Origin of the sequence: Sediminicola luteus, from assembly GCF_040566555.1 — a bacterium.
Lineage (GTDB): Bacteria > Bacteroidota > Bacteroidia > Flavobacteriales > Flavobacteriaceae > Sediminicola.
This window is the reverse complement of the sequence record NZ_JBEWYP010000008.1, coordinates 116946-142042: the sequence shown is the minus strand read 5'-3', so window position 1 is coordinate 142042 and position 25097 is coordinate 116946. Positions and strand designations below refer to the sequence as shown.

Here is a 25097-nt window from a genome sequence, read left to right as displayed (position 1 = left end):
AGACCTACTGTTGCAATTTTGGGTAAGTATTGGAAATACTTTTAAAATCCAATGCTATGCAATTAAAATGTATCATCATCGACGATTCCACTATGCAACGTTTGGCAGTGGCAAAGCTTATAAAAAACCACCCTCACCTTACCCTTTTAGCTGAATATGCCAATGCAATGGAAGCCAACAAAGGGATTAAAGAACTAGAAATCGATCTGATTTTCTTAGATATCGAAATGCCTATCATCAATGGGTTTGATCTTTTGGAATCCTTAAAGAAAAAGCCCCAGATCATTCTTATCACAGGGAAAATAGAGTACGCTTTTAAAGCCTTTGAGTATGGCGTAACTGACTACTTACAAAAACCCATCAGCAGTAATCGTTTTAATACTTCCGTTGAAAGGGCTATAACCAATTATAAACTAATTCACGGAGATGAAGAGGACAAGGAATTCTTCTTTGTAAAAAGCAATCTCAAAAAGAGAAAAGTATTCATCGATGATATCGAGTGGATAGAGGCCTTGGGAGATTATATAAAATTGATTACCAAACATGGCAATATCATTGTACTATCAACAATGAAGGCTTTTGAAAATAAATTGCCCGATGGTAAATTTCTTCGCATACACAAATCATATATCGTCAACTTAGAAAAAATTGAACGTTTCAATAGTAAGATGGTGGAAGTTCACGGCAGGGAATTACCCATAAGCAGACATAAAAGACCACGTTTGGAGAAGGTGTTAAAGAATTTTTAAACGGAATATGGTCTAGAATTACTCCTAAAAAAAATTAAATCTTAAAAGTCATTACCGGCAGGTGGGCATGATTTGCCATTTTTTCTCCCAAGCTGCCAACAAAAAAGTGCGCCCAGCCCTTTCTGCCGTGGGTTGGGATAGCCACAAGATCTGCCTGGATTTTTTTACAATACTCCAGAATGCCATGTTCAATGGAATAATCCGTGACGTAAGCGACCTCTATGTTTTCTAGATTTTGGTCTCTCACCTTCGACATAAAGTAGGATATCCTCTTATCCAGCTCCGTCTTGGTGATAAAGTATTCATTTGGTCTATTGACATAAACCAAGTTTATTTTTGCCTCATATTCTGTAAATAACTTCACCGCATTGATAAAGGCATACAAATTTTCTATTTTGAAATCACATGCAAAAACAACATTTTCAATCTTAAATTGGGGCCTTCTTTGTTTAATGACAAGAACGGGGACTGTGGAGGTTCGTACCACTTTTTCAGTATTGGATCCCACAAAAAAATCACTTAAGCCCTTGGTACCATGTGATCCCATAACAATCAGATCAATTTCAATTTCTTTGGACAGCTCATTAATTTCACTAAAGACCTTATAATTTTGTATAATTTCTGTGATTTTAACTCCCTTTAAATATTCCTTATCCAGAAATGTGGCGAACCGTTCCTTGGCCATCGACAAATAATACTTGGCCTCTGCCTTTTCTGCAGCCTCATTGGCCACAAAAACGGATTCTGAAATTCCTAACATATGAAAAACCACTAATTCCGCTTTTTGCCTCTTAGCTAGTCTTGCGGCCACCTCTAAGGCATATTCGGAAAAAACGGAAAAATCGACAGGTACCAATATTCTTTTCATGGTCTTGTTTATAATTGTGAGGACTTAGAATTAAAAACCTTATTTTTTAGTTCTAACCTCCATGGATTACGTTTTATTTTTAACTCTTAAAATTTTTTATTTCGCTTTTCATTAGTCTTCTTCAGTTGTCGCTCTAAATCGTTTATGGTGGCAACAGCCGCCTTTTCAAAATGCTCCTCATTCGATTTTGCAAATAATCTTGGACCGGGGGCACTCAACTCAATTTCGCAAATTTTACCTTTTTCCGATGGGTCGTTTTCCAATTTAAAATGGACCTTGGCAGAGATTACCCAATTATATCGATCTCCCAACTTGTCCAATTTTTTGGTTACAAATTCTGTGGTTGCCTCGCTGGTCGGCATTTTTACATACTGCACATTTATGGTCATAATTGAATTATTTTTTGGTACCTCTGTTTAGTTAAATTCTATACTTAAGATTGATTTTTTAATGAGAGGACTTATTAATTTTACAAAAACCAATACAATAGCACCTCAAGAATCAACCTTATTATAAAATTAATTTTTGTGGGATTCGGTTACTATGATTATTGTCATATGATTCAAAAACGTAAGTCGCCACCTAGGGTAAGCACCTGACAATTATCATTTCATAAGAACCTTACATATAATACTTTGGTAGTATAATTAAAATAAATACGCCATGAAAAGTAAAATATCTCTATTCGTAATACTATTCCTGATCCCGCTTTTTACTATGGCCCAAGTAATGAAAGGCATAGAAGTCATAGCCCCTTTTAGTGAGGGACTGGCGGCCATTAAAAAAGGGGAACAATGGGGATTTATCAATACCAAAGGAGATCTTATCATTGACTTTAGAAATGATCTGGTTTGGGACGGTACTGCAGACCCCTCCACATTTGGAATAATGGGTGTAAAATACCCAAGGTTCAATCAAGGAAGGTGTCTTGTTAAAAAAGTAGAAGAAGGAATTCCTTATTACGGCTTTATAGATACATCGGGGAAACTGGTGATTGACTATCAATTCTTGAATGTGGCACAATATGATAGTGGCCACGTAACAGGAATCATTTTTGAAAAAGTGTTAAAGGGCGAAAACGAATTCAAACTAAAAATCTATGATTATAAATTCCATGAAGTCTTAATGGATACTTCTGGAAAAATTATAGAATATTTAGCCAAACCCACCAATATCCAAATGACCTCCAAAAGATATAAAACACCTTGGTTGAGGACCAAATTGCTGAATGATAACTTGATAGCCGTTCGAAATGAGGACAATAGCTTGGAAATAAGAAAAATAACAATGTAAAAAATAAACAAGGTCATGACTACCAGAACAAATTGGGAAGAACTTTACGTTTTATCTGAACATTGGAAATCCGATCTGCTTTTTTATAAGGATGACTTACGTTTTCTGCATCATCTTATAGACAAATACTTTATTTGGATCACTAAGGCAGAGAACTTGATCATGGTAAAGGAGATTAAAGCCGATTTATTAAACTTAGGGCAATCTTGCAACGATCTTTTGGAGAAGGTAGGAAAGCATATCATTCAAATAGGTTATCTAATAGAAACTCCCAAGCGACAAGACACAAGGGTGTTTGCCCTGGAACACCAACATTTGGAGCAAGAAATAACAGATTTTGTAAAAAGGTTCAGAAAGAATAGAAAGGAAGTCTTTACCATAACCGAGTATATCATGGATAGCGAAGCATTTTATTCCATTATGGAACCTCAGCAACCTTAAAATCAAAGATTATGACCAATTCTATGTCCCTATTAACTAAAATAACCCAATTGACTTCAAATATTGAAACCAATTACCCAGAATTGTACAGATTTTTAGACGAAAACCCATTGACCATCCCTAGCGTGAGTCAACCCACAATAGATCAGGCCTCCCTCTTGGCCTATTTTGAAAGTTTAAAACAACTGCTTAAGCACCATTTGGAAACACATAAAACACGAATCAAGATCACCTAATACTATAATCATGGGAGAAATAGCCACTTCAGAACGACAGATTACCCTGTACTACAGTTCCAAATCTACAAGGGCGAAACAGACATTGGCCTATGCTAAAGCAGAAGGGCTGCCAATTCATGAAATAGATATTTTAAAAACACCCCTAACTGGAACGCAGATCGCAGAGATTGCGGACCGCTTAAAATTAGAGATTAAGGATATGGTCAACCAGGACCATCCCATATACAAGGCACGTTTTAAAGAACATCATGATTTTTCTGAGGACGATTGGATAAAAATGATTCGGCATAATCCCGATATCATGAAACAACCAATTGCAATCCGTGGAAAATTGACCATCTTGGTGGAAACCCCTACTGATATTATTAAAATTTAAGCTTATTTAATTTTCAGCACCACCTCTTTTTTCTTCCTTGAGCTGTTTCTTCTCCAATTTCTTAAAATAGCCTCTAAACAAAAAGTTGTGCTTTAGGGCTTCCATGTTTTTATCGAACTTTTCTGTACCCGATTCTATGTTGTTCAGTGTAGCATCGAGTTTTTGGACCAATAAAGTATCTTTGGTCAGATAGTCCAGGGCCCCCTCCCCTTCTTTTACATTTTTGACCAAGACCTGAACCTCTTTGGTAATCTCCTCCATCTTTAAACTAGTTGATTGCAAATTGGCTATGACCTGCCTCATCTGGTTTCCGGAGATGGTATCACTGAGTAATATTCCGGCAGTACTTCGCTCCAAGTCGATCGTATTCACCATTTTATTAAGCTTGGCAAAGGCTACATTGGCCTGCTCGCTGGTCAACTTTAGATTAATTATAATCTTTTCCAGATTTGAAGCCATTACGGTATCGTTCAGTAAGCGTCCCATGGTACCTTTACCTTTGGTCAAGGATTGTGACACTTTCAATAAATCTGCTGTCAACATAGCGGCATTTTCATTGGTCACATTCAACGTACTCAACATATCCTCAGTTGCTATCCTACTATAAGAAGATATTTCATCGTTATCCTGTACCAAAGGCGCATTATTCTTGCCCGGAATAATATTGATGATCATACTTCCCACAAGTCCGTCTGAGCCTATGGTGGCAATGGCATCCTTCTTGATATATTGCTGCATTTTCTCCTCAATGGCCATGCGGACCCTAATTAGGGTATCACTTTCCATTTCAATATCCTTTACCGTTCCCACAACTATCCCCGAAAACCGAACATTATTTCCTAAAATCAAGCCGTTTACATTATTAAATTTTGCACTAATGGAAAATGTCTTACTAAACATACTTTTATTGTTCCCAATTAAATAGGACGCCACTACCAATAGAATGGTCCCAACAATTACAAACAAGCCCAATCGAATATTATTCCGTGCTGCTGATTTTACCATGATTTAGTTATTTAAAGAAGGCCTTTATTTTTGGATCTTGTGCCTTCGATAGTTCGTTATATTTTCCTTCCGCATAATTTATGCCGTCTACTAAGAGGATCATTCGATCTGAAATCACCCTAGCACAATCCACATCATGGGTTATGATCAGGGAGGAGGTTTCGTATTTCTTTTGGATCCGAAGCATCAATTCAATAATTTCTTTTGAGGTAATGGGGTCCAAACCACTTGTGGGTTCATCATACAAAATGATCTTGGGGCGAATGATCAAAGTTCTTGCAAGGGCTATTCTTCGTTTCATCCCACCTGAAAGTTCGCTGGGCATCATTTCTAATGTATGTGCCAATCCCACATTCTCAAGTGCTTCCATAACAATGGCATTTGTGTCCATTGATTTCTCGAACCTCTTTTTATGTCGCCTCAGGGGGAATTCCAAATTCTCACGAACGGTCATCGAATCGTATAGGGCACTCCCCTGAAACAAAAACCCTATTTCGGCCCTTAACTTGTCCAACAACAACCTATTCAGTTCTGTCACTTCGTGCCCCATAATATTTATGGATCCGCTATCTGCCGTCTCTAACCCTACCAAACATTTGATCAAGACCGATTTTCCAGAACCAGATTTTCCCATAATAACCAGGTTTTCACCCTTGAAGAGGCGCATATTAAATCCGTTGAGTACATGATTGTCCCCAAAACTTTTCCTCAGGTCCCTTATGTCAATTACCTTCTCTTTAAAATCCCTTAAATCTGAACTATTAGTAGTATCCTCCATAGGCATTAGAGTTCATAAAATATATCCGAAATGAAAACGGCAACGAAGTCGATGATAAATATCAACATAGACGCCATGACCACCGCTGTGTTTGCCGCCACTCCCACGCCTACCGTTCCTTTCTTGCAATTATACCCCTTGTAACAACCTACCAAACCTATGGCCAAACCGAAGAAAAAGGATTTGGTCACTGCAGGTATAAGATCACTGAACCCCAAGGATTCAAATACCTTGTTAAAGTATAGGGCAAAGGAAACTTCCCCCTTAATGTTTTCTACTAGAAAGGATCCGTACAGGGCAAATGCATCTCCCAGGATGACCAAAAGGGGGAGCATCAGCATGGTGGCCAAGATCCTTGTCACCACCAAAAATTTAAATGGATTTGTGCCCGATACCTCCATGGCATCTATTTGTTCCGTAACCCTCATTGACCCTAGTTCCGCCCCCATCCCAGATGCAACACGACCTGCACAAATTAGAGCTACGATCACTGGTCCAATTTCCCTAACTATAGAAATACCGACCATATTGGGCATCCAGGAAACGGCCCCGAACTCCTCAAGGGTAGGCCTGGTCTGTAAAGTTAGTACCAGCCCAATGATGAATCCGGTAATACTAACCAAAGGCAAAGACCTATTCCCCACATTGTAACATTGGTGCAACAATTCTGAGAATTCATAAGGGGGTTTTAAAAACTCTTTGAAAAATCGACCCAAAAAAAAAGAAAGGTCCCCGATTTGGTCAAAGAACTTTAAAATACCGCTTTGTATTTGAGTGGTCAATTTCATATTGCCGCAAAATTGTTTTATGATATTTATAAATATAGCATGGTTCAATTTTGTTAAAAATGACCACCGTCATACCTCCAATGACAGTATTTACCTTATAAATTCTCACTTATTACCATAATATCTGGAGGAAAATCCTTTGGTGGAATATTATCTAGAGCACAACAACATGCGCGCATTACAAGTGACACTAATGATATTTGTCATAAAAAAAGGAAGATAGGAGCCTTAATTTTATAGACATCTTAATTTTATCCATTATGTTAAATTCGCAAAAAATAGGGAACGAGCTGTATCAAAATTTAGGAAAGCTTTTTTATGCAGTTGCCATGGCTGATAATGCTATTAGACCTGTAGAAGTACAAAGACTAAAAGAGGCAATAAATGATAAATGGCTTGATGTAGATGAGGTGGAAGATGAATTTGGAGTAGATGCTGCCTATCAAATTGAAATAGTATTTGATTGGTTGCAGGATGAAGAAAGGGACGGTCAAATTTATTTTGATGAGTTCAAAGAATTCTTTGAAGAGCATAAAGAACGTATCTCTCCAAAAATGATCACCCTTATTTGGCAAACAGCAGAAGCCATCGCAGCATCTTTTGCAGGAAAAAACAAATCGGAATTAATTATCTTGGCCAAGCTAAAATTGTTTTTAAAAAGTATCCAATAATTCATGGGCCTCGAAAATTATATAGACCACACCCTATTAAAACCAACAGCAACGGACCAGGATATCATTAATCTATGCGCAGAGGCCAAACAATTTAATTTTTTTGGAGTATGCGTCAATGGCTGCCATGTCCCCTTGGTGAAAAAAGAACTACAGGAAGCTTCAATCAGCATTGCAGCCGTTATTGGTTTCCCTTTAGGTGCCATGAGCACCACCGCCAAAATATGTGAAGCCCAGGATTGTATTAGCAACGGAGCCAATGAAATTGATATGGTCTTAAATATTGGATGGCTGAAATCCAAGAAATATGAATTGGTATTAAAGGAGATCTCAAAAATTAAGGAGGCCATTGGTTCCTCCATATTAAAGGTGATCATTGAAACCTGTTATCTGACCGAGGAAGAAAAATTGAAAGCCTGTGAATTGATAATTCAGGGCAAGGCAGATTATGTTAAGACATCAACCGGGTTTGGAACAGGTGGGGCCACCTACGACGATGTTGCCCTATTGAAAAAGAAGGTTGGCAATCGCATTAAAATTAAGGCCTCCGGAGGAATTAAGAACACAGAAATGGCCTTGAAATATATTGATCTAGGGGCCTCCAGAATTGGCACCTCTTCGGGTATAAATATCTCAAAAGGCGTTTAAAACAAGTTGTATGAGCACACACATTGATGCCGAAATAGGAGAAATTGCAGAAACAGTTCTTCTCCCCGGGGACCCTTTAAGGGCGAAATGGATTGCAGAAACTTTTTTGGAAAATCCATTCTGCTATAATGAAGTGAGGGGTATGTATGGATATACCGGCACTTATAAGGGCAAAAGGGTATCGGTGCAGGGCAGTGGGATGGGAATTCCTTCGGCTATGATTTATTACCACGAACTGATCAATGATTATGGTGTTAAGAATATGATCCGAGTAGGCTCTGCAGGTTCCTATCAGATAGATGTGAAAATAAGGGACATTGTTCTGGCCATGGCAGCATCTACAACCTCAGGAATAAATAATTCCAGGTTCATCAATGCCGATTATTCCCCTACAGCAAACTTTGAACTTTTCATGAAAGCAGCCACTTTCGCCAAAGAGAACAATATACCGATTAAGGCTGGAAATGTACTCTCTTCAGATGAATTCTACGAAGATGACCCCAATGCCTACAAACAATGGGCCGAATTTGGAGTACTTTGTGTCGAAATGGAAGCTTCAGGCCTTTATACCGTTGCCGCCAGATACAATGTAAAAGCCTTGGCCATCCTAACCATTTCCGATTCCTTGGTTACAGGAGAAAGAACATCTTCTTTGGAAAGGGAAAGTTCTTTTCGACAAATGATAGAAATTGCCTTAGGGGTTTTATAATCAACCAAATCTTTGCACCTTTAAAGAAATTAATTTAGAAGTTTAAATGATCAAAGAACTTAAGGATAACTACCAACATATTTTTGAGGAAGCCCTACTGGAAGAAATCAACCAAGTGGGGACTTACAAGGAAATTCCGGAAGGATTCAAACTAATGGAAATAGGCAACTATATCAAATCCATGCCCCTCCTTGTTTCCGGGGTGGTAAAAATACTTCGTGAGGATGAAAATGGAGATGAACTTCTACTCTATTTTTTGGAACAAGGAGATACATGTGCCATGACCTTGACCTGTTGCATGGGGCAGACCAAAAGTGAAATCAGGGCAATTTCAGAAACAGAAACCAAGTTGATCATGGTCCCTGTGCATAAAATGGAAGAATGGATGGCCAAGTACCATAGTTGGCGAAAATTTATCTTACATAGCTATCATGAGAGGCTCAATGATTTGTTCCAGACGGTAGACAGTATAGCTTTTCTAAAAATGGACGAGAGGCTCTTAAAATACCTAAAGGATAAGGCGCGTGTCACCAACGATAACACAATAAATAGCACCCATCAGCAAATTGCCTATGAACTCCATACCTCTAGGGTTGTTATTTCCCGTTTATTAAAAAAGTTGGAAAATATGGGGCAGGTAGAACTTTTTAGGAACTATATAAAATTGATAGAATGATAGCCAAAATATGTAATACCATTACCTTTCTTAAACTTGATTGAAAAATTATACTTTTAAATTAAATAATTTACAGCATGACCATTCATAACTTGGGGGAAAACAATACCATTCTAAATCAATTCATAGCAGAGTTGAGGGATAAGGAAATACAAAAGGATTCCATGAGGTTTAGAAAGAACATAGAGCGGATAGGGGAAATATTGGGATACGAAATGAGCAAGACCTTAGTCTATTCCGACAAAACCATCAATACCCCTTTAGGTTCCAAAGTGATGGCCCTGCCCACCAATGATCTAGTTCTTTGTGCTGTTTTAAGGGCCGGACTCCCTTTGCACCAAGGTGTACAAAATTATTTTGATACCGCTGAAAATGCATTTATCTCAGCCTATAGAAAACATTTGAACGGGGGCGAAGTATTTGAGGTGGTTGTAAAATATTTGGCCTCACCTACCCTAACCGACAAGACCTTGGTCATTATAGATCCCATGCTAGCCACAGGCAAAACCTTGGAAAACACGTACAAGGCCATGGAAGGTCATGGCAAGCCAAAAGAAATACATATTGTATCGGTAATTGGCTCCAAACAAGGGGTTGATTTTACCAAAAACATCTTTCCTGAAAATACGCATTTATGGATCGCTACCATTGATGATGAACTAAATGACTATGGCTATATTGTTCCCGGATTGGGTGATGCCGGTGACCTTTCATTTGGGATAAAACTGTAGCCAAACGCTCCAATAACATAATTACCAAAAAGAAAAGTCTTAGTCCTTATTTAAGAGTAGAATTCCTTTTTCTGATTGTATAGCCTCCTTAGCGGCTGTATAACCCATCTCATAAATGACATCCGCGTTTTTGAAAGCAAATGTTCCATAATTTACCAGGGTATTGGGACTGATCAGCAAATCACAAGCGTCTAATTTTGATAGTAGTCCTTCCTTCATTTTAATATGAAGGGCCCTATCTATCACATTATAAGAATGTTTGAGATCAGCTATTTCCAATTTTTCAAAAGGGTTCACATATACCCCAATGATCAAATCACAATATTGTTGAATTGCATCTATTGGGAAATTGTTCAAAATACCCCCATCTACATAATACCTGCCACTGATATTTACCGGTGTAAAAACACCAGGATAAGCAGCTGAAGCCAAAATTGCCTTGATTAGTTGACCCTCATGGAATACTTTGGCTGTTCCTTCCAAAATATCCGTGCCAGTAATAAACAATCTTTTTTTAAGGCCTTCAAAAGTATCATGCGGAATGTATTTTTTAAAGACTTCGAACAATTTATCGGAGTCTACAAAACCAGGTTTTCTAAAAGCATAGGTATTAAAAGAGAAAAGATCCACAGTTTTAAAAAATTTCAAGATTTCTTCGCAGGAGTGGCCTTCGGCATAGAGCGCTCCTACAACGGCACCGGCACTTGTACCAGCTATGTGGGTCGGTTGTATTCCCATCTCTTCTAAAGCCTTGATAGCCCCTATATGTGCAATTCCACGAACCCCGCCACCGGACAGTACTAGACCTATATTCATAATTAAAACTATTTATAATTTAGTCGTTACTATATTAACTGTTCAAGATAAAGAAGCCTACCAAGCCGGATATGAATATGAGACCATAGCCAAGGAGTATGTACTTTTTTAATAAAGGGCTACCATTCCATAAGGCCAGGCCTATTTTTACTACGGTATTGGATAATGTAGCCAAAATAATGGCTATCTGCGCTGATAATATAGCAAGGGTTTCACCCCCCAACTTAGATACGGAAATAGTAATCGCATCAATATCTGTCAAGGCACTTATAGCACTTGAAATGTAGATTCCCTTATCCCCATATTCACTACTGGCGTAACTTACTAAAATTAAAATTCCTGTATATAAAGCCCCAAAAAAAAGGGCATCCCTAATATTAAGAGGCTGACCTAGAGGCAGAGATTCAGTTAAGCGCTCTTTTGATTTTTTTTTATTGTAAAAGTAGAAAGTAACCCCAAGTCCTGTGAACAATAAAACCAATAAAGGTACCATCAATCCTTCCAATAAGCCTTTGTTAAAAATAAAAACAAGAACAGCAACCCGAACGATCATTATCGTAGCAGCTGCGAAAATACCCATGGCATAGTTACTGGATAGGGAAGGTGCTTCTTTACTTTTCTTTGAAAACGTCCATGTTACCACAGTACTGGATACCATGCCACCAAATATACCTGTAAACAATATTCCCCTATCGGCCCCTAAAAATTTCATAAGGATATAACCCACAAAACCAATACCAGAGGTCAATACTACAACCCATCCTATTTCTCTGGGATTGATCACATTGAACAACCCATAGTCCTTATCGGGTAAAAATGGTAAAATCAACAAACCAATTACGACGAATCTGACAAAGGCATATATCTCTTCTTGAGTCAACTGGCCAATAATGTTTTTTAGTTTAATCTTGAGGGACAAAATGACAACAACAATCACCATAAATGCAAGGCTTTCCGTTAAGAATCCCAATAGGGTGAGCCCACCCAGCAAATAGGTGAAAATAGTAGCAAATTCAGTGGTACCCCCAGTCTTCCCCTTATTGGCATCTATCCAATAGGCCAGCCCTACCAGAAACACAACACCTAAGAACCCTATGGCGAATACCCATTCATTTAACACAAAACTCAATAGTGCAGCTATAAAACCAAAAAGAGAAACAATGGTAAACGTTCGGACACCGGCAAAAATCTCTTCCTTTTCAGAATGTTTGGAGAACTCCCGTTCCAATCCCAAAACAAAACCAATTCCTGCGGCTACCAACATTCTATACAAAAACTCCATCTCGGTGAGCTTCAGAAGTTCATTTTGCACGATATAACCATCCATCATACGTTCTAAAAGTTAAAATTGAGTTTATACTATGTTATTTACTGCCATTATTAAGACAATAAAAAGGCTAGGTCTTTCCGATTTGAAAAACCTGTAGCACAAAAAATTTCATACCATTGCCTATAAAACCAAAGCTATTTTAAAGTGAAGGTCTTTAAAATGATAAAAATCATATCAAATCGTTGGATTTACTTAAAGTCAGAGGCATAACAGACTACTGAATTAAGGCCTATTATGTAATCAGGGAAACCAATTTAAAGGATTGCTTGGCTATTTCGAGCTCCTCATTAGTGGGCACTACCAAAATTTTTACTGGGGAATCAGATGTATGCAATTCAAGGATTCCTGCTTCTCTTTTTTCATTTGCCCCATCATCCATGAGAATGCCCAAGAAATCCATTCCTGTACATACCCGTTTTCTAAGTTCACTTGAATTTTCACCAACGCCTGCTGTAAAAACTATGGCATCCAAGCCGTTCATTGCCGTGGCATATGCCCCTATATATTTTTTGATCCTATAGGCGTTCATTTCAAGGGCGAGATCGGAAGCAATATCACCTTTTTCTGCGGCTGCCTGCACGTCCCTTAAATCGTTGAAACCGGTAAGGCCCTTCATTCCGCTATCCTTGAGCAACATACGGTTCACCTCTTTTAGATCATAACCTAGCGTTTCCACTAAATAAAATATAATGGAATGGTCTATGTCCCCACTTCTGGATCCCATAATGAGTCCGTTTGCAGGAGTAAAACCCAAACTATGATCCACACTTACCCCATCTACCACAGCGGTGATACTACAGCCATTTCCGAGGTGTATGCATATGATTTTGGATTTTGGTTTATTCAGATGGTTAATGGTAGTTCTGGAGACATATTGATGACTTATTCCATGAAAACCATACACTTGTATTTTATGCTCGTCAAATAAATGATTGGGAATGGCATACTTCTTGGCCTTTAATGGTAAGGTTTGATGAAAGGCCGTGTCAAAGACGGCAACTTGTTTTGCTTGTGGAAAAATTTCTTCGGCAAGATCCAATCCTTCCCAATTATGGGGATTGTGCAATGGTGCCAGTGCAAAAAGATCTTTTATTTTATCTTTTACAAAGGGGGTCACCATTGTTGGGGCCGAAAATGTGGTGCCTCCGTGGACCACCCTATGCCCAATAACCTGTATTTCGTTGGCTTGACCCACAATGCCTTTTTTTGAATCAACCAACAATTCAGCTATAAGTTGCAATCCTTGTTTGTGCGTTTTTATTTGTAAGGTTTCCTCAACGGTTACCTTTGCTGTTTTATATTGAAACAAAGCTTCTTCGGATCCTATCCTCTCTACTAACCCCTTACATAAAACTTCCTCTGAAGGCATATCTATCAATTGATATTTGATAGAAGAGCTTCCGGAATTCAATATCAATATTTTCATATACTAAATTTCTTATAGGCCCTGCGCTTGGATGGCAGTGATCACTACGGTGTTAAAAATATCATTAACGGTACAACCACGGCTCAAATCATTTACCGGCTTGTTCAACCCTTGTAAAACTGGGCCAATGGCCAAGGCTCCTGTTTCTCTTTGCACGGCCTTATACGTATTGTTCCCAGTATTTAAATCGGGGAAAATAAACACGCTTGCTTGGCCCGCAACCTCAGAATCGGGTAGTTTGGTCTTACCAACTTTACTGTCCACGGCGGCATCGTACTGTATGGGACCCTCTATTTTTAAATCTGGGTTCATTTTTTTTACCAGATCTGTAGCCTTCCTTACCTTATCCACATCCTCCCCTATTCCAGAGGCACCGGAGGAATAAGAAAGCATGGCAACTTTTGGTTCTATCCCAAATGCCAAACTTGTCTCAGCAGATAAAATTGTAATCTGGGCCAATTCTTCAGCCGTTGGGTTAGGGTTGATGGCGCAATCGCCAAAAACAGTGACCCTATCCTCCAAGCACATAAAAAAGACGGAGGATACCACAGAAATCCCCGGTTTGGTCTTGATAAACTGCAATGCCGGTCTAATGGTATGTTGGGTGGTATTCACCGCTCCCGAAACCATCCCGTCTGCATGTCCCTTATAGACCATCATGGTTCCAAAATAAGAAGGATCCTCCATCAGGTCACGGGCCATGGCCAAGTTAAGGTTCTTATGTTTGCGCAATTCGTACAACGTTTTGGCATAATCCTCAAAATATGGGGACTCGGTTGGCAAGACAATAGAAATTTTTTCTAGGTCCAATCCCAAATCCATTCTTGCGATTTTATCTATTATTTCTTTCGGATCGCCCAACAAAGTAATGTCCACCGTATTGGTGTCCACCAATTCCTTTGTTGCCATCAAAATGCGATCATCCATGCCTTCCGGCAAAACGATATGTTTTTTGATGGATTGGGCTCTTTTGACCAGATTGTACTGGAACATCCTAGGGGTGATCCCCGAGGCCTTAAAGGTAATTAACCTTTCTTCCAGGGAATTTACCTCAACATAGTTCTGAAAAGCGTGAATGGACGTGGTGATCTTCTGTAAGTTCTCGGCATACATTCGCGGCCTAATGTCCCCTATTCGATTGGTAATGGAATAGGTGCCTCCTTGTACGGAAATGATGGGGACAATTTCGGAAAGCCCTTCGATCAGTTTAATAATGGATTCTTCAGGTAATAGTCCGCCCGTGAGCACTATTCCCGATATCATGGGGTAATTGGCGGAAAGGTTAGCTTGTAGGGCCCCAAGAATGATATCTGCCCTATCTCCAGGGGTTATCACCAAACTATTGTTTTTTAAATGAGTCAAATAATTCCGTAATTGCATGGCCCCAACGCTGAAGTACCCTGCCTGGTTGTTTAAATAAGCTTCCCCAAAAAGTACCTTGCCATCCAATTCTTCCACAATTTCTTTGATCGTAGGATTAGCCAAGACTGGATTTAATGGTATTACATTCACCAAGACCTCAGAAGGCAGATTTGCTATCAGGCCCTCTTTTACCGCATCCAAATAGTCCGGATCCACCTTATTTGCCACTACGGACAATACCTCCACTCCCTTTTCCTTAAAGGAATCATAGGCGATCTGTATGTTCCCAATTAAATCTTCAAGTGTTTTCCCTACACCGCTAGAAAGAAGTATGGTGGGAATCCCAAGGTTTTTGGCCATTAATACATTAATATCCCATTCTATGATATTGTCTTCCCCAGAGAAATCAGTCCCCTCAACCAACATAAAATCGAACCTGTCCTCAATAGCTTTATATTTTCCTATTATCTTACTGATGATCTCATCTTCTTTCCCCTTATTTTTTTTCTGGATAATCTGACTTCTGGTATAGGCATATGCATCCTCGAACTCTAATTCCAAATCAAAATAGGTAATCATTGTTTTTATATGATTATCCATTTGTCCTGGTAGAAAGTCATCGATAATAGGCCTAAAATAGCCCACTTTAGCAGCCTTGCCCAATAACATTTGCATGAGGCCCAAGGAAATGATGGATTTACCACTATTGGGACCAGTAGTGGCTATATAAATTGCTTTACTCATTAGTAATCAACTGTTTGAAATTATTTAGGTTTTTATTTTCACCAACAGCATAAAAGATACTAAAATTCTATGCTCCAAGTTTATAGATTATTAGAAAATATGGGATTAATTAAAGGTCTTTTGTTGTGTCAACCACTGGTACAACTTATCTACATCTTCTTTTTGACACAATTGTGTACCCGGTGTCATGGTAGCTGCTGTTCCACAGGCCACGCCATATCTGACCATGTCACCAAGAGAATCACCGGATGCCAAGCGCAGTACCATTCCACCGACCATGCTGTCCCCTGCTCCAATACTACTGACATGTTGAACGGTTGGGGCTGGGATATGTTCGCTCCCTTTGGATGTCACCAACATGGCACCTTTGGGCCCCATGGAGACCACCAGTACTGTGCAGTTGTGCTCCTTTATGAATTTTAGGGCTAAGGTTTCCAGGTTCTGTGTGGTAATACGTGATACGCCACAAAGGGAACTGAGTTCCCCTAAATTGGGCTTTAACAAAAAGACCCCAGCTTTGGCCCCTATCTCCAGAGCTTCACCAGAAGTATCCAAAATCATCTTAGCTTTCTTTTCAAGCGCAATTTTGGCCACCCGTGCATAAAAATCAACCGGGATGTTTGGTGAGAGACTGCCGCTAGCCACTAGGTAATCTCCTTCATTTAAAAGCAAGGGCAAATCTTTCAGGACCTGTTGCCATTCGGTATCCTGCACTTTCGGCCCGGGCATACCAAAGCGAAACTGTTGTTCGTTTGTTGTATCCGTCACTGCCAAATTTTCTCTTGTCCATTCTTCTATCACCAGGGTTTTTTGGGCTATCCCTTCTTTGGTCAATAGCTCCTTCATATGTTCCCCCGTTGGTCCGCCAGAAAGATAAATAGCCACTGAAGATCCTCCTAATTTTTTAATTGCCCTGGATACATTAATACCTCCGCCTCCCGGCTCATATTTTGGGACCTGGCAGCGCAGCTTTTTAAAGGGCAGCACCCCTGCTACCGAAGTACTCTTGTCCAATGCGGGGTTAATAGTAAGGGTGAATATTCTTTTCATATGATTCTAAATAGTAAGATGTTGTTTTTGGAATATAAATCTATCGCTAGGGCAAAAGTATCCCCAACCATCGAAGATATACATGACGGTTGTCATTTCTAAAATATTAGGTTGTCTCTACTTTCACAAAAAAGAAATTAAATGAAAGGAGTGCTGCAACTTGGCAAAATTGCCGGAATAAAAATAGAGATACACTGGACCTTTTCCTTTTTATTGATTTGGGTAGTATTCCTCGACATCCAAAAAGGGGGAAACCTGAATTCATCACTATTGAATATACTAATTATACTAATTCTATTTTTATGTGTGGTACTCCATGAATTGGGTCATGCGCTTACAGCCAAAAGATTTGGGGTGGGTACAAAAAAAATAACGTTATTGCCCATTGGAGGGGTAGCTCTTTTAGAAAAAATACCAGAAAAACCTGGACAGGAGTTGTTGGTAGCACTAGCCGGTCCAGCAGTAAATGTGGTGATTGCCATACTATTATCGTTCTTTATTCCCTTTGAAAACTATCTTGGAATGGACCCTTCCGGGTTGGAGGAATTTTTAGATACTTCCGGTTTTCAAAGCCTACTCTTATTTCTATTTTTAGCCAATCTTATGCTGGTGTTCTTTAATATGATCCCTGCCTTTCCCATGGATGGCGGAAGGGTATTACGAGCCCTCTTGGCGTTTAAATTGGGCCGGGTGAAGGCCACGGAGATTGCCTCGGGCTTGGGACAGGTATTGGCTGTTTTATTTTTCATGCTCGGGATTTTCTTCAATCCATTTTTAATATTGATAGCCTTGTTCATTTTTGTAGGGGCCTATGGAGAGAACCAAATGGTAAAAAACCAATCTATTTTGGAAGGCCATATTGTTGAGGAGGCCATGCTTACGAAACTTACCCTGCTTCATCCTCAAGATACCATCCAAGAAGCGATAAATGCGGTATTGGCCAGCACAGAAAAGGACTTTGTGGTCATGGATAACAATAAAATTGCCGGAGTATTACACAATAAGGATATTATTAAAAACGCCAATAATCCATCTATATTGATCAAGGATGTTATGCATAAGGATATTAAAACTGTGGATATAACACAAGCAATCACCACTGTTTTAGAAAAAATAAGGAATGAAAAAAGCACTTTTTATCCCGTCACACGTAATAATGAATTGGTTGGAGCCATTGATATGACCAATATCAGCGAATTCATTGTCCTTAAATCCAATCCAAATCAATAACCTGCCATGCTATTCAAAAAAGCCATACCCTGTCTACTGCTTTTGGTCTCTTGTGGTAAAAACCAAGAAATAGTACATCCTGTGGAAACCAAAATGACAGAATCTGTATATTCATCCGTTACCATACAACCCGATAGTCTCTACAAAGTATATTCGGCGGTTAACGGCATCTTGGATATCAACTTGGTGGAAGAGGGGGATCTGGTAAAAAAAGGAGCGCCCATTTTACAGATTATCAATACATCTCCGAAATTAAATACAGAAAATGCCCGTCTCAATGTAAAATTGGCACAGGAAAAATATCAGGGCAATTATGCAATTTTAAGGGACATTCAGGACGAAATGAATGCAGCACGCTTGCGCTACCGGAACGATTCCATAAATTTTTTCAGACAAGAAAACCTTTGGAAACAAAAGATAGGATCGAAATTGGAATACGATACCAAAAAATTAAATTTTGAACTTTCAACCAATCAATTACAACTGCTACAGACGAAATACAACCGAACCAAAAATGAGCTGAAGACCCAATTGGAACAAGCTAAGAATAGCTATAGAACTTCCTTGATAAACACGGAAGATTTTACGGTGGACAGCAAAATCGACGGGAAGGTATATGCCCTCTTTAAAAATCCTGGGGAGCTGGTCAGTACAATGGAACCGATTGCCGCCATAGGCAAGGATGATGTCTTTATAATTGAAATGTTGGTGGATGAAGTGGATATTGTTAAAATAGCCTTGGGATTAAGAGCCCTCATCACTCTTGATGCCTACGGATCCGATGTTTTTGAAGCTAAAATCAGTAAAATCTACCCTAGGAAAGAGGAGCGCTCCCAAACCTTTAAAATTGAAGCCGAATTTGTTTCTCCTCCCAAGGTGTTGTATCCAGGACTTTCGGGGGAGGGAAATATTGTTGTTGCGGAAAAAGAAAATTCGCTTACCATCCCCAAAGAGTATCTTATTGAAGGAAACAAAGTAAGGACCTCGGAAGGATATGTTTCGGTCTCCATTGGCTTACAAAATTTGGACCGGGTGGAAATCTTATCGGGAATAACCAAGGACACTGAATTACTAAAACCGGAAAAATGACCAATTGGAAAGTCATTTTAGGAATTGCAAAGACACATCTTACCACTAAGATGAAATCTACCATTACCGCTTCTCTTGGCGTTACTTTTGGAATAGGCGCCTACATTACATTGGTAAGTTTTATGACGGGACTAAATAGTATGCTGGACGATCTGATTCTCAATCAAACCCCACATATCCATATTTACAATGAAATAGAACCAAGTGAAAAACAACCCATAGGTCTTTATGAAGATTATGCCAACACTTTTAATGTAGTGCATTCCATCAAGCCCAAACAAGCCCAAAAAAAGATCCACAATGCCGTGCCAATAATCCAGTATTTAAAAGCGGACAAAAACGTTCTGGGCGCCACCCCTCAATTGGGGGCACAAATTTTCTATTTATCAGGATCTATAGAATTGGGCGGGAAATTGACTGGAATTGATATTATGGAAGAAGTCCGACTATCAAATATTCAGGATTACATCATCCAAGGCACGCCAATTGCGTTAAAAAACAATGACAACGGTATTCTTTTAGGCGCTGGATTGGCAAAAAAAATGTCTCTCTCCCCAGGGGACAGGGTGCAGATCAGTACTGTTACGGGCGATGTCTTTCCGCTAAAAATTGTGGGATTGTATCAAAGTGGTATCGCCGACCTGGACAACGTGCAAAGTTATGCCAACTTAAAAACGGTACAACGCATACTAGGTGAAGCAGAAAACTATATTACCGATATCAATGTAAAACTTAATGACATCTCAAAGGCGGAGTCGATGGCAATTACAATGGAACGCCAATTTAAGGTGAAGGCAACGGACATTAACGAGGCCAATGCACAGTTCGAAACTGGGTCAAACATCCGAAACCTAATAACCTATGCGGTTTCCATTACCCTTTTAATAGTGGCCGGTTTTGGAATCTATAATATTCTCAACATGCTCATTTACGAGAAAATGAAAGATATCGCAATATTAAAAGCCACTGGATTTTCTGGGCGGGACGTAAAACTCATCTTTATGAGTCAGGCCATGATCATTGGTATACTAGGTGGTATTAGTGGTCTCATCGTAGGGTATATCCTTTCAAACATAATAGATAAGGTCCCTTTTGAAACGGAGGCTTTGCCCACCATTACTACATATCCTGTTAATTTCAATGCTTGGTACTATGTCATCGGTATCGTATTCGCCCTAATATCCACATTTATTGCTGGGTATTTACCAGCAAATAAGGCAAAAAGGATAGACCCGGTACGAATTATTAGAGGATCTTAAAACCCAAATATGAATTTCGTTTTAGAAGCTAAACATATCAACAAACATTTCAAAAAACCAGTGCCTTTTCATGTCTTAAAGGATATTTCTTTCCAGATAAAAAATGGAGAGTTCGTTTCCATTATGGGGAAATCTGGTTCTGGAAAATCCACTCTTCTGTATATTCTTTCTACCATGGACACCGATTATGAGGGAGAACTATATTTCAAAAATGAACTTATTACAGGCAAAAAGAATGACGAACTTTCAAGAATTAGAAATAAAAATATAGGATTCGTTTTTCAGTTCCATTACCTTCTTTCTGAATTTTCGGTATTGGAAAATGTGATGCTCCCAGCAAAAAAATTGGCAGAAAAATCATTTCAGGAAATAGAGCACAATGCAATGGAAAAACTAAAAATGTTGCACATTGAACATTTGGCCAACAATAAAGCTTCACGGATATCAGGAGGTGAAAAGCAACGTGTGGCCATTGCAAGGGCTTTGATCAACAACCCCACAATATTGATGGGTGACGAACCCACCGGAAACCTGGATAGCCACAATTCTGAAAATGTATTTCAAATCTTAAAGGAATTAAAGGAAAATGAAGGATTGTCGTTATTAATTGTTACCCACGATATTGATTTTGCGCAAAGAACGGATCGGATCCTAGAAATGGAAGACGGAAGGGTCATTAGACAATAATGCTGGTATTTAATGGATTGTTCATTCTTCCCATTTTCTTAGTTTATTTTTTAGCAGGTTGACTTCCGACTGCATCTGCTCTACCTTTTCCAAAAGGTGATGAATGGCCTCCAAACCTTCCAGATTAATACCGAGATCCTGATGTAGCCTCACCATTTTCTCAAGTTTTGGCAGTTCTTCCTGATGGATATAGTGTTCTTGTTCCTGGATCTCCACTGTCACCAAGTCATACTCACTAAGTGTAAAAACAAAAGACTCCTCAATCTCATGACTACTACAAAAATCCTTTATCGTTATATAGTACGTATTCATCATCTTCGTTTACAGGTTATAGGTTTGTTTTCGCAAGTTCCTCAAACAACTCTTTTTGTCTAGGTGTTAAGTATGTTGGTATTTTCACGGTATAGGTAATGAATAGATCTCCAAACTGTCCATCCTTTTTATACTTTGGAAATCCCTGGCCCTTCAATTTTACCTTAGTGCCGTTTTGAGTATTCGGTTTTACATTCAATTTCACAACACCAGTTAAAGTGCTAATGGTGATTTCACCACCTAAAACAGCTTTTATCAAGGAAATTTCTTCTGTCTTGTATAAATTCTCGCCTTCTCTTTTAAAGGCTGTATTGTTCACGATGGAAAACGTAATATAAAGATCTCCATTCGGTCCGCCATGTACCCCTGGACCCCCATGTCCCTGTATCTTAATGGTCTGACCATCCTCTACCCCGGCCGGGATCGTAATTCTGATGTTCTTATTGTTTATCGTTAGCGTTTGCTTATGGGTTATATATGCATCCATTAGCCCAAGCTGTAGCTCCGCATTGTAGTCTTGCCCCCTAAATTTCACTTGCCTTCGCTGTGATCTTTGGCTACGTCCACCAAACATGGTATTAAAAAAGTCTGAGAAATCATCGGTGGATTGATCACCACTATAACTATAGCCCTCATAGCCTCCCCCACCAAAAGCAGAAGATCGGGAACGCTCTTTTTTGGCCTTTTCAAAAGCATCGGCATGCTCCCAATCCTTGCCGTATTGGTCGTACTTCTTACGCTTTTCTGCATCACCAAGTACTTCATTGGCTTCATTGATCTGTTTGAATTTTTTTTCCGCTTCCTTGTCGTTGGGATTAAGATCGGGGTGGTACTTACGGGCCATTTTTCTGTAGGCTTTTTTGATCTCTTTCTCAGATGCCCCCTTGGTCAACCCCAAAACCTTATAATAATCTATGAAATCCATATGTGTTAATGTGCCGAAGCTTTTAATTCAGAACCAATACCCCAACAAATTTTGGGCATTCATTCAAATCTATAACGGTAGGACCAAAATAATTATGACAAATATCAGTTCTTAATTCTTCGAACAAAAAGTAGTGAGTCTTAGTGCCCCTAAAGATCAAATGACTTGAAATCCGTGGGCATAGGGATCATCACCATCAATGATAATATTGTTGTAACCATACACAAAGGCCCAACCTTGGACACTTGGAACAATGGCTGTTTTTCCATCCAAGGTGGTGACCGACTCCACCTTGCCAATGAATTTTGAACCAATGAAGCTCTCATGAATATATTGTTCTCCCACCTGTAGTTTTCCTTTTGCGAACAACTGGGCCATCCGGGCCGAGGTTCCTGTACCACATGGGGATCTATCAATGGCCTTTTCTCCATAAAAAACAGCATTGCGGCCAGAAGAAGTTGGGTCTAAAGGATTCCCAGTCCAGAGTATATGGGAAACATCCCTTATCGTATCATTCTCTGGATGTATAAATCTATCGGGATATTTCTTATTGATATCGTCCCGTATCACCTGTGAATATTGGATTATTTCATTGGCAGTGAAATCATGAATTCCCGAAAAGTTTTTTTGCGGATCCACAATGGCATAAAAGTTACCGCCATAGGCGACATCGAAGGTAAGTTCTCCCAATTCCGGACAAGCTATGTTCAAATTTTCAGCGGCCAAATAACTCTTTACATTGACCAGTTTTACCCAATCTACTTTTTTGCCTGTTTGTTGATATTCTATTTCCACCAACCCAGCAGGAGCTTCCATTAAGACCTTCCCGGGATTTTTTGGGGTCACGAGCCCTTCTTCTATGGCTATGGTAATGGTTCCAATGGTCCCATGACCGCACATGGGCAGACAACCGGATGTTTCTATGAACAGGATGGCGAAATCATTATTGGGATCATGGGGCGGAAAAAGAATGCTTCCGCTCATCATATCATGGCCCCTCGGCTCAAACATCAACCCTCGACGAATCCAATCGTACTCCTTGAGGAAATGTTGCCTTTTCTCGCTCATGTTATTCCCGATCAAATTAGGACCACCCCCGGCAACCACACGTACTGGATTACCACACGTATGGGCATCAATACAAAAGAAGGTCTTTCTACTCATTGGTTCGTTTCTTTATATATTCATTTATTCGTTGTTCCAAAATAGACAGGGTTACCGTGCCTTGCCCTAGTACTACCTCATGGAAATCCCTAATATCAAATTTAGAACCCAAGGCAGTTTCTGCTTTTTTACGAAGCTCCCTAATTTTTAGTTCCCCAATTTTGTAGGACAATGCCTGTCCGGGCCATGAGATATAGCGATCGGTTTCCGTATTTATTTCGTGTAGGGAGAGTGCTGTATTCGATGACATAAAATCTACCACTTGTTCCCTGGTCCATCCCTTCGCATGAATTCCGGTATCGACCACCAAACGGCAGGCGCGCCACATTTCATAGGTAAGTTTTCCAAAATGTTCATAGGGCGTTGTATACATTCCCATTTCTTCCGCTAAAAACTCACTGTAAAGGCCCCAGCCTTCCCCGTAGGCAGAGAGGTATAGATTTTTTCTGAATTTTGGAATACTATCCCCCAACTCCAAGTTCAAAGCACCTTGAAGGTGGTGCCCTGGAACCGCTTCATGTACCGTTAAAGAAGGCAACGTATAAAGGGTTCTACTGGGCAAATCGTAGGTGTTTACCCAATAGTAACCAGGATCGGTGCTATTTTTGGATGTTCCTACATAACGCCCGCCTGTGTATTTGGGGGCTATGGCATCGGGTACAGGGGCCACACCATACGGTTTACGAGGTAGGGTTTTAAAAAATCTGGGGAGCTGTGCATCGGCCCTTTTGGCAATATCCCTAGCAATCATCAACAACTCCTTGGGGGTTTTTGCATAAAATTGGGGATCGGTCCTTAGAAATTGGAAAAAATCCTCAAAGCTTCCTTTAAAATCCAGCTCCTCAATAATCTGTTCCATTTGAGCCTTGATCCTCGCCACTTCACTTAATCCAATTTCGTGAATAGCATCAGCTGAATATATCGTATCCGTGGTATAATAGTTAATTCTGTTTTGATAATACCCCTTGCCATTTGGGGTTTCGGAAACACCTATGGCCTCTCTAGTGTTCGGCAGGTATTCATTTTCGAAAAACGTTTTTATACGCAAAAATTGGGGCGTTACATTGGTTGTAATCGCCTCTTTTGCTGCTTTTAAGACAGAATCGACTTGTATTTGGGTTAGCTCTTTAGGCAGGCTTTTGAATGGGGAATAATAGTAACTGTCCTCAAAGTTCTGTACAATGTGATCGTTGTATGTTGATTCGTACCCCTCAAAAATGATCTTTGGTTGAGAAATTCCTCTTTTTAAGCCCTCCCGCAAATTTACAAGATGCTGGTCGACATAATTGGGCACCGCATTTAACTTTCTAAGATATGCCCTTACCTGTTCATAACTGGTCAAAGGTCTCACCATATAGGTTAAGTTGTTATGAAACCCAGAATCCGAGAGCAGCGGGTTTAAATACCCTTCATATTTATAAAAGTCGATTTGATCTTGCAATACGAAAGCAAGCAGTTTATACGATATCTGATCAGTATCGCTAAGGTCCTCAAGTGCAAGGGACGATAACCCAGAGAGGAGGTTATTGGAAAAATCTGCCTCGGCCTTGTAATAATCCTTGTTAAAGAGGCCTAATGGGTAGGCTTTTTTGTCATAGCCTTCGTGTTTCTCATAGTTATCTATAATTTGGTGCAGGGAAGTTGTTGCATCAATCTTTTTATTTTGTGCAAATCCCTGTTGTAAGAAGATAAGACAGACAAATAAGACCCCAGAATATTTCATAGCACCAG

28 protein-coding genes are annotated in these 25097 nt (G+C 39.5%); 14 read left to right on the top strand and 14 right to left on the bottom strand.

The features are described from left to right. Window positions 1-56 precede the first annotated feature (56 nt). On the top strand, window positions 57-749 hold the full coding sequence (locus ABXZ32_RS13415; RefSeq protein ID WP_354619198.1) for a LytR/AlgR family response regulator transcription factor: 693 nt from the start codon (window positions 57-59) through the stop codon (window positions 747-749). Between the two features lie 34 nt (window positions 750-783). Here ABXZ32_RS13415 and ABXZ32_RS13410 read toward each other — a convergent pair whose 3' ends face one another. Then, entirely contained in the window at window positions 784-1617 is an 834-nt protein-coding gene (locus tag ABXZ32_RS13410; RefSeq protein ID WP_354619197.1) for a universal stress protein, read from the bottom strand. 86 nt (window positions 1618-1703) lie between these two features. Continuing rightward, window positions 1704-2006 (bottom strand): ribosome hibernation-promoting factor, HPF/YfiA family, encoded by a 303-nt coding sequence (gene hpf / locus ABXZ32_RS13405; RefSeq protein ID WP_354619196.1) that lies wholly within the window; start codon window positions 2004-2006, stop codon window positions 1704-1706. Between the two features lie 274 nt (window positions 2007-2280). Here hpf and ABXZ32_RS13400 point away from each other — a divergent pair, with 274 nt between their 5' ends. Genes ABXZ32_RS13400 through ABXZ32_RS13385 form a run of 4 tightly spaced genes read left to right on the top strand, consistent with a single transcriptional unit; the run spans window position 2281 to window position 3966 of the window. Then, the gene (locus ABXZ32_RS13400; RefSeq protein ID WP_354619195.1) at window positions 2281-2910 is read left to right on the top strand and encodes a WG repeat-containing protein; all 630 of its coding nucleotides are present in this window, start codon (window positions 2281-2283) and stop codon (window positions 2908-2910) included. A gap of 15 nt (window positions 2911-2925) precedes the next feature. Beyond that, complete coding sequence (locus ABXZ32_RS13395) at window positions 2926-3351, top strand: hypothetical protein (protein ID WP_354619194.1); 426 nt, start codon at window positions 2926-2928, stop codon at window positions 3349-3351. Between the two features lie 11 nt (window positions 3352-3362). After that, a complete protein-coding gene (locus ABXZ32_RS13390) occupies window positions 3363-3587 on the top strand; it encodes a hypothetical protein (protein ID WP_354619193.1) in 225 nt (74 codons plus the stop codon). A gap of 10 nt (window positions 3588-3597) precedes the next feature. Then, a complete protein-coding gene (locus ABXZ32_RS13385; protein WP_354619192.1) occupies window positions 3598-3966 on the top strand; it encodes an arsenate reductase family protein in 369 nt (122 codons plus the stop codon). 6 nt (window positions 3967-3972) lie between these two features. Here ABXZ32_RS13385 and ABXZ32_RS13380 read toward each other — a convergent pair whose 3' ends face one another. The 3 genes from ABXZ32_RS13380 to ABXZ32_RS13370 are packed head-to-tail and all read right to left on the bottom strand — an operon-like array spanning window position 3973 to window position 6537. Then, the gene (locus ABXZ32_RS13380) at window positions 3973-4971 is read right to left on the bottom strand and encodes an MlaD family protein (protein ID WP_354619191.1); all 999 of its coding nucleotides are present in this window, start codon (window positions 4969-4971) and stop codon (window positions 3973-3975) included. Between the two features lie 7 nt (window positions 4972-4978). Then, window positions 4979-5749, bottom strand: coding sequence for an ABC transporter ATP-binding protein (locus tag ABXZ32_RS13375; RefSeq protein WP_354619190.1), 771 nt, complete (start codon window positions 5747-5749; stop codon window positions 4979-4981). Window positions 5750-5754: 5 nt separating this feature from the next. Next, window positions 5755-6537 (bottom strand): MlaE family ABC transporter permease, encoded by a 783-nt coding sequence (locus ABXZ32_RS13370; protein WP_354619189.1) that lies wholly within the window; start codon window positions 6535-6537, stop codon window positions 5755-5757. A 260-nt stretch (window positions 6538-6797) separates the two neighbouring features. On the opposite strand from ABXZ32_RS13370, the gene ABXZ32_RS13365 reads away from it, so the two are divergent. The 5 genes from ABXZ32_RS13365 (at window position 6798) to upp (ending at window position 9972) form a co-directional block, all read left to right on the top strand. Then, the gene (locus ABXZ32_RS13365; protein WP_354619188.1) at window positions 6798-7208 is read left to right on the top strand and encodes a hypothetical protein; all 411 of its coding nucleotides are present in this window, start codon (window positions 6798-6800) and stop codon (window positions 7206-7208) included. Between the two features lie 3 nt (window positions 7209-7211). Continuing rightward, on the top strand, window positions 7212-7856 hold the full coding sequence (deoC, locus tag ABXZ32_RS13360) for a deoxyribose-phosphate aldolase (RefSeq protein WP_354619187.1): 645 nt from the start codon (window positions 7212-7214) through the stop codon (window positions 7854-7856). A 10-nt stretch (window positions 7857-7866) separates the two neighbouring features. Beyond that, on the top strand, window positions 7867-8565 hold the full coding sequence (gene deoD, locus ABXZ32_RS13355) for a purine-nucleoside phosphorylase (protein WP_354619186.1): 699 nt from the start codon (window positions 7867-7869) through the stop codon (window positions 8563-8565). Window positions 8566-8611: 46 nt separating this feature from the next. Next, window positions 8612-9241, top strand: a complete 630-nt coding sequence (locus ABXZ32_RS13350; protein WP_354619185.1) for a Crp/Fnr family transcriptional regulator — start codon at window positions 8612-8614, stop codon at window positions 9239-9241. A 77-nt stretch (window positions 9242-9318) separates the two neighbouring features. Next, on the top strand, window positions 9319-9972 hold the full coding sequence (gene upp / locus ABXZ32_RS13345) for a uracil phosphoribosyltransferase (RefSeq protein WP_354619184.1): 654 nt from the start codon (window positions 9319-9321) through the stop codon (window positions 9970-9972). 39 nt (window positions 9973-10011) lie between these two features. Here the strand turns inward: upp and ABXZ32_RS13340 are convergent, their stop codons facing one another. The 5 genes from ABXZ32_RS13340 to ABXZ32_RS13320 form a co-directional block, all read right to left on the bottom strand. Further along, complete coding sequence (locus ABXZ32_RS13340) at window positions 10012-10788, bottom strand: patatin-like phospholipase family protein (protein ID WP_354619183.1); 777 nt, start codon at window positions 10786-10788, stop codon at window positions 10012-10014. A 34-nt stretch (window positions 10789-10822) separates the two neighbouring features. After that, window positions 10823-12118, bottom strand: coding sequence for an MgtC/SapB family protein (locus ABXZ32_RS13335; protein WP_354619182.1), 1296 nt, complete (start codon window positions 12116-12118; stop codon window positions 10823-10825). Window positions 12119-12350: 232 nt separating this feature from the next. Continuing rightward, the gene (locus ABXZ32_RS13330) at window positions 12351-13544 is read right to left on the bottom strand and encodes an acetate/propionate family kinase (protein ID WP_354619181.1); all 1194 of its coding nucleotides are present in this window, start codon (window positions 13542-13544) and stop codon (window positions 12351-12353) included. Between the two features lie 12 nt (window positions 13545-13556). Beyond that, a complete protein-coding gene (gene pta / locus ABXZ32_RS13325) occupies window positions 13557-15650 on the bottom strand; it encodes a phosphate acetyltransferase (RefSeq protein ID WP_354619180.1) in 2094 nt (697 codons plus the stop codon). 105 nt (window positions 15651-15755) lie between these two features. Continuing rightward, window positions 15756-16700: a 1-phosphofructokinase family hexose kinase gene (locus tag ABXZ32_RS13320; protein ID WP_354619179.1), complete on the bottom strand. Its 945-nt coding sequence runs from the start codon at window positions 16698-16700 to the stop codon at window positions 15756-15758. A gap of 141 nt (window positions 16701-16841) precedes the next feature. Here ABXZ32_RS13320 and ABXZ32_RS13315 point away from each other — a divergent pair, with 141 nt between their 5' ends. From ABXZ32_RS13315 to ABXZ32_RS13300, 4 genes are read left to right on the top strand one after another with little or no spacing between them, the layout of a single operon-like run. Continuing rightward, window positions 16842-17930: a site-2 protease family protein gene (locus ABXZ32_RS13315; protein ID WP_354619178.1), complete on the top strand. Its 1089-nt coding sequence runs from the start codon at window positions 16842-16844 to the stop codon at window positions 17928-17930. A gap of 6 nt (window positions 17931-17936) precedes the next feature. Next, window positions 17937-19019, top strand: coding sequence for an efflux RND transporter periplasmic adaptor subunit (locus tag ABXZ32_RS13310; protein WP_354619177.1), 1083 nt, complete (start codon window positions 17937-17939; stop codon window positions 19017-19019). Beyond that, window positions 19016-20278 (top strand): ABC transporter permease, encoded by a 1263-nt coding sequence (locus ABXZ32_RS13305; RefSeq protein WP_354619176.1) that lies wholly within the window; start codon window positions 19016-19018, stop codon window positions 20276-20278. The genes ABXZ32_RS13310 and ABXZ32_RS13305 overlap by 4 nt, the downstream gene beginning before the upstream one ends. Before the next feature lie 9 nt (window positions 20279-20287). Beyond that, window positions 20288-20965, top strand: coding sequence for an ABC transporter ATP-binding protein (locus ABXZ32_RS13300; RefSeq protein ID WP_354619175.1), 678 nt, complete (start codon window positions 20288-20290; stop codon window positions 20963-20965). A 21-nt stretch (window positions 20966-20986) separates the two neighbouring features. Here ABXZ32_RS13300 and ABXZ32_RS13295 read toward each other — a convergent pair whose 3' ends face one another. From ABXZ32_RS13295 to ABXZ32_RS13280, 4 genes are all read right to left on the bottom strand, one after another. Next, window positions 20987-21280 carry a chaperone modulator CbpM gene (locus ABXZ32_RS13295; protein WP_354619174.1) on the bottom strand — a complete coding sequence of 98 codons (294 nt, stop codon included), beginning with the start codon at window positions 21278-21280 and terminating at the stop codon, window positions 20987-20989. A 13-nt stretch (window positions 21281-21293) separates the two neighbouring features. Then, window positions 21294-22202 carry a J domain-containing protein gene (locus ABXZ32_RS13290; protein WP_354619173.1) on the bottom strand — a complete coding sequence of 303 codons (909 nt, stop codon included), beginning with the start codon at window positions 22200-22202 and terminating at the stop codon, window positions 21294-21296. Window positions 22203-22358: 156 nt separating this feature from the next. Further along, on the bottom strand, window positions 22359-23366 hold the full coding sequence (locus ABXZ32_RS13285; RefSeq protein WP_354619172.1) for a 4-hydroxyproline epimerase: 1008 nt from the start codon (window positions 23364-23366) through the stop codon (window positions 22359-22361). Next, a complete protein-coding gene (locus ABXZ32_RS13280) occupies window positions 23359-25089 on the bottom strand; it encodes a DUF885 domain-containing protein (RefSeq protein ID WP_354619171.1) in 1731 nt (576 codons plus the stop codon). Before ABXZ32_RS13280 ends, ABXZ32_RS13285 begins: the two co-directional genes overlap by 8 nt. Between the last annotated feature and the right edge of the window lie 8 nt (window positions 25090-25097).

Excerpts from the sequence above, each read along its gene's own strand:
- ABXZ32_RS13415 (WP_354619198.1), top strand. The coding sequence starts at position 57 with ATGCAATTAAAATGTATCATCATCGACGATTCCACTATGCAACGTTTG.
- ABXZ32_RS13410 (WP_354619197.1), bottom strand. The coding sequence starts at position 1,617 with ATGAAAAGAATATTGGTACCTGTCGATTTTTCCGTTTTTTCCGAATAT.
- hpf (WP_354619196.1), bottom strand. The coding sequence starts at position 2,006 with ATGACCATAAATGTGCAGTATGTAAAAATGCCGACCAGCGAGGCAACC.
- ABXZ32_RS13400 (WP_354619195.1), top strand. The coding sequence starts at position 2,281 with ATGAAAAGTAAAATATCTCTATTCGTAATACTATTCCTGATCCCGCTT.
- ABXZ32_RS13395 (WP_354619194.1), top strand. The coding sequence starts at position 2,926 with ATGACTACCAGAACAAATTGGGAAGAACTTTACGTTTTATCTGAACAT.
- ABXZ32_RS13390 (WP_354619193.1), top strand. The coding sequence starts at position 3,363 with ATGACCAATTCTATGTCCCTATTAACTAAAATAACCCAATTGACTTCA.
- ABXZ32_RS13385 (WP_354619192.1), top strand. The coding sequence starts at position 3,598 with ATGGGAGAAATAGCCACTTCAGAACGACAGATTACCCTGTACTACAGT.
- ABXZ32_RS13380 (WP_354619191.1), bottom strand. The coding sequence starts at position 4,971 with ATGGTAAAATCAGCAGCACGGAATAATATTCGATTGGGCTTGTTTGTA.
- ABXZ32_RS13375 (WP_354619190.1), bottom strand. The coding sequence starts at position 5,749 with ATGGAGGATACTACTAATAGTTCAGATTTAAGGGATTTTAAAGAGAAG.
- ABXZ32_RS13370 (WP_354619189.1), bottom strand. The coding sequence starts at position 6,537 with ATGAAATTGACCACTCAAATACAAAGCGGTATTTTAAAGTTCTTTGAC.
- ABXZ32_RS13365 (WP_354619188.1), top strand. The coding sequence starts at position 6,798 with ATGTTAAATTCGCAAAAAATAGGGAACGAGCTGTATCAAAATTTAGGA.
- deoC (WP_354619187.1), top strand. The coding sequence starts at position 7,212 with ATGGGCCTCGAAAATTATATAGACCACACCCTATTAAAACCAACAGCA.
- deoD (WP_354619186.1), top strand. The coding sequence starts at position 7,867 with ATGAGCACACACATTGATGCCGAAATAGGAGAAATTGCAGAAACAGTT.
- ABXZ32_RS13350 (WP_354619185.1), top strand. The coding sequence starts at position 8,612 with ATGATCAAAGAACTTAAGGATAACTACCAACATATTTTTGAGGAAGCC.
- upp (WP_354619184.1), top strand. The coding sequence starts at position 9,319 with ATGACCATTCATAACTTGGGGGAAAACAATACCATTCTAAATCAATTC.
- ABXZ32_RS13340 (WP_354619183.1), bottom strand. The coding sequence starts at position 10,788 with ATGAATATAGGTCTAGTACTGTCCGGTGGCGGGGTTCGTGGAATTGCA.
- ABXZ32_RS13335 (WP_354619182.1), bottom strand. The coding sequence starts at position 12,118 with ATGATGGATGGTTATATCGTGCAAAATGAACTTCTGAAGCTCACCGAG.
- ABXZ32_RS13330 (WP_354619181.1), bottom strand. The coding sequence starts at position 13,544 with ATGAAAATATTGATATTGAATTCCGGAAGCTCTTCTATCAAATATCAA.
- pta (WP_354619180.1), bottom strand. The coding sequence starts at position 15,650 with ATGAGTAAAGCAATTTATATAGCCACTACTGGTCCCAATAGTGGTAAA.
- ABXZ32_RS13320 (WP_354619179.1), bottom strand. The coding sequence starts at position 16,700 with ATGAAAAGAATATTCACCCTTACTATTAACCCCGCATTGGACAAGAGT.
- ABXZ32_RS13315 (WP_354619178.1), top strand. The coding sequence starts at position 16,842 with ATGAAAGGAGTGCTGCAACTTGGCAAAATTGCCGGAATAAAAATAGAG.
- ABXZ32_RS13310 (WP_354619177.1), top strand. The coding sequence starts at position 17,937 with ATGCTATTCAAAAAAGCCATACCCTGTCTACTGCTTTTGGTCTCTTGT.
- ABXZ32_RS13305 (WP_354619176.1), top strand. The coding sequence starts at position 19,016 with ATGACCAATTGGAAAGTCATTTTAGGAATTGCAAAGACACATCTTACC.
- ABXZ32_RS13300 (WP_354619175.1), top strand. The coding sequence starts at position 20,288 with ATGAATTTCGTTTTAGAAGCTAAACATATCAACAAACATTTCAAAAAA.
- ABXZ32_RS13295 (WP_354619174.1), bottom strand. The coding sequence starts at position 21,280 with ATGATGAATACGTACTATATAACGATAAAGGATTTTTGTAGTAGTCAT.
- ABXZ32_RS13290 (WP_354619173.1), bottom strand. The coding sequence starts at position 22,202 with ATGGATTTCATAGATTATTATAAGGTTTTGGGGTTGACCAAGGGGGCA.
- ABXZ32_RS13285 (WP_354619172.1), bottom strand. The coding sequence starts at position 23,366 with ATGAGTAGAAAGACCTTCTTTTGTATTGATGCCCATACGTGTGGTAAT.
- ABXZ32_RS13280 (WP_354619171.1), bottom strand. The coding sequence starts at position 25,089 with ATGAAATATTCTGGGGTCTTATTTGTCTGTCTTATCTTCTTACAACAG.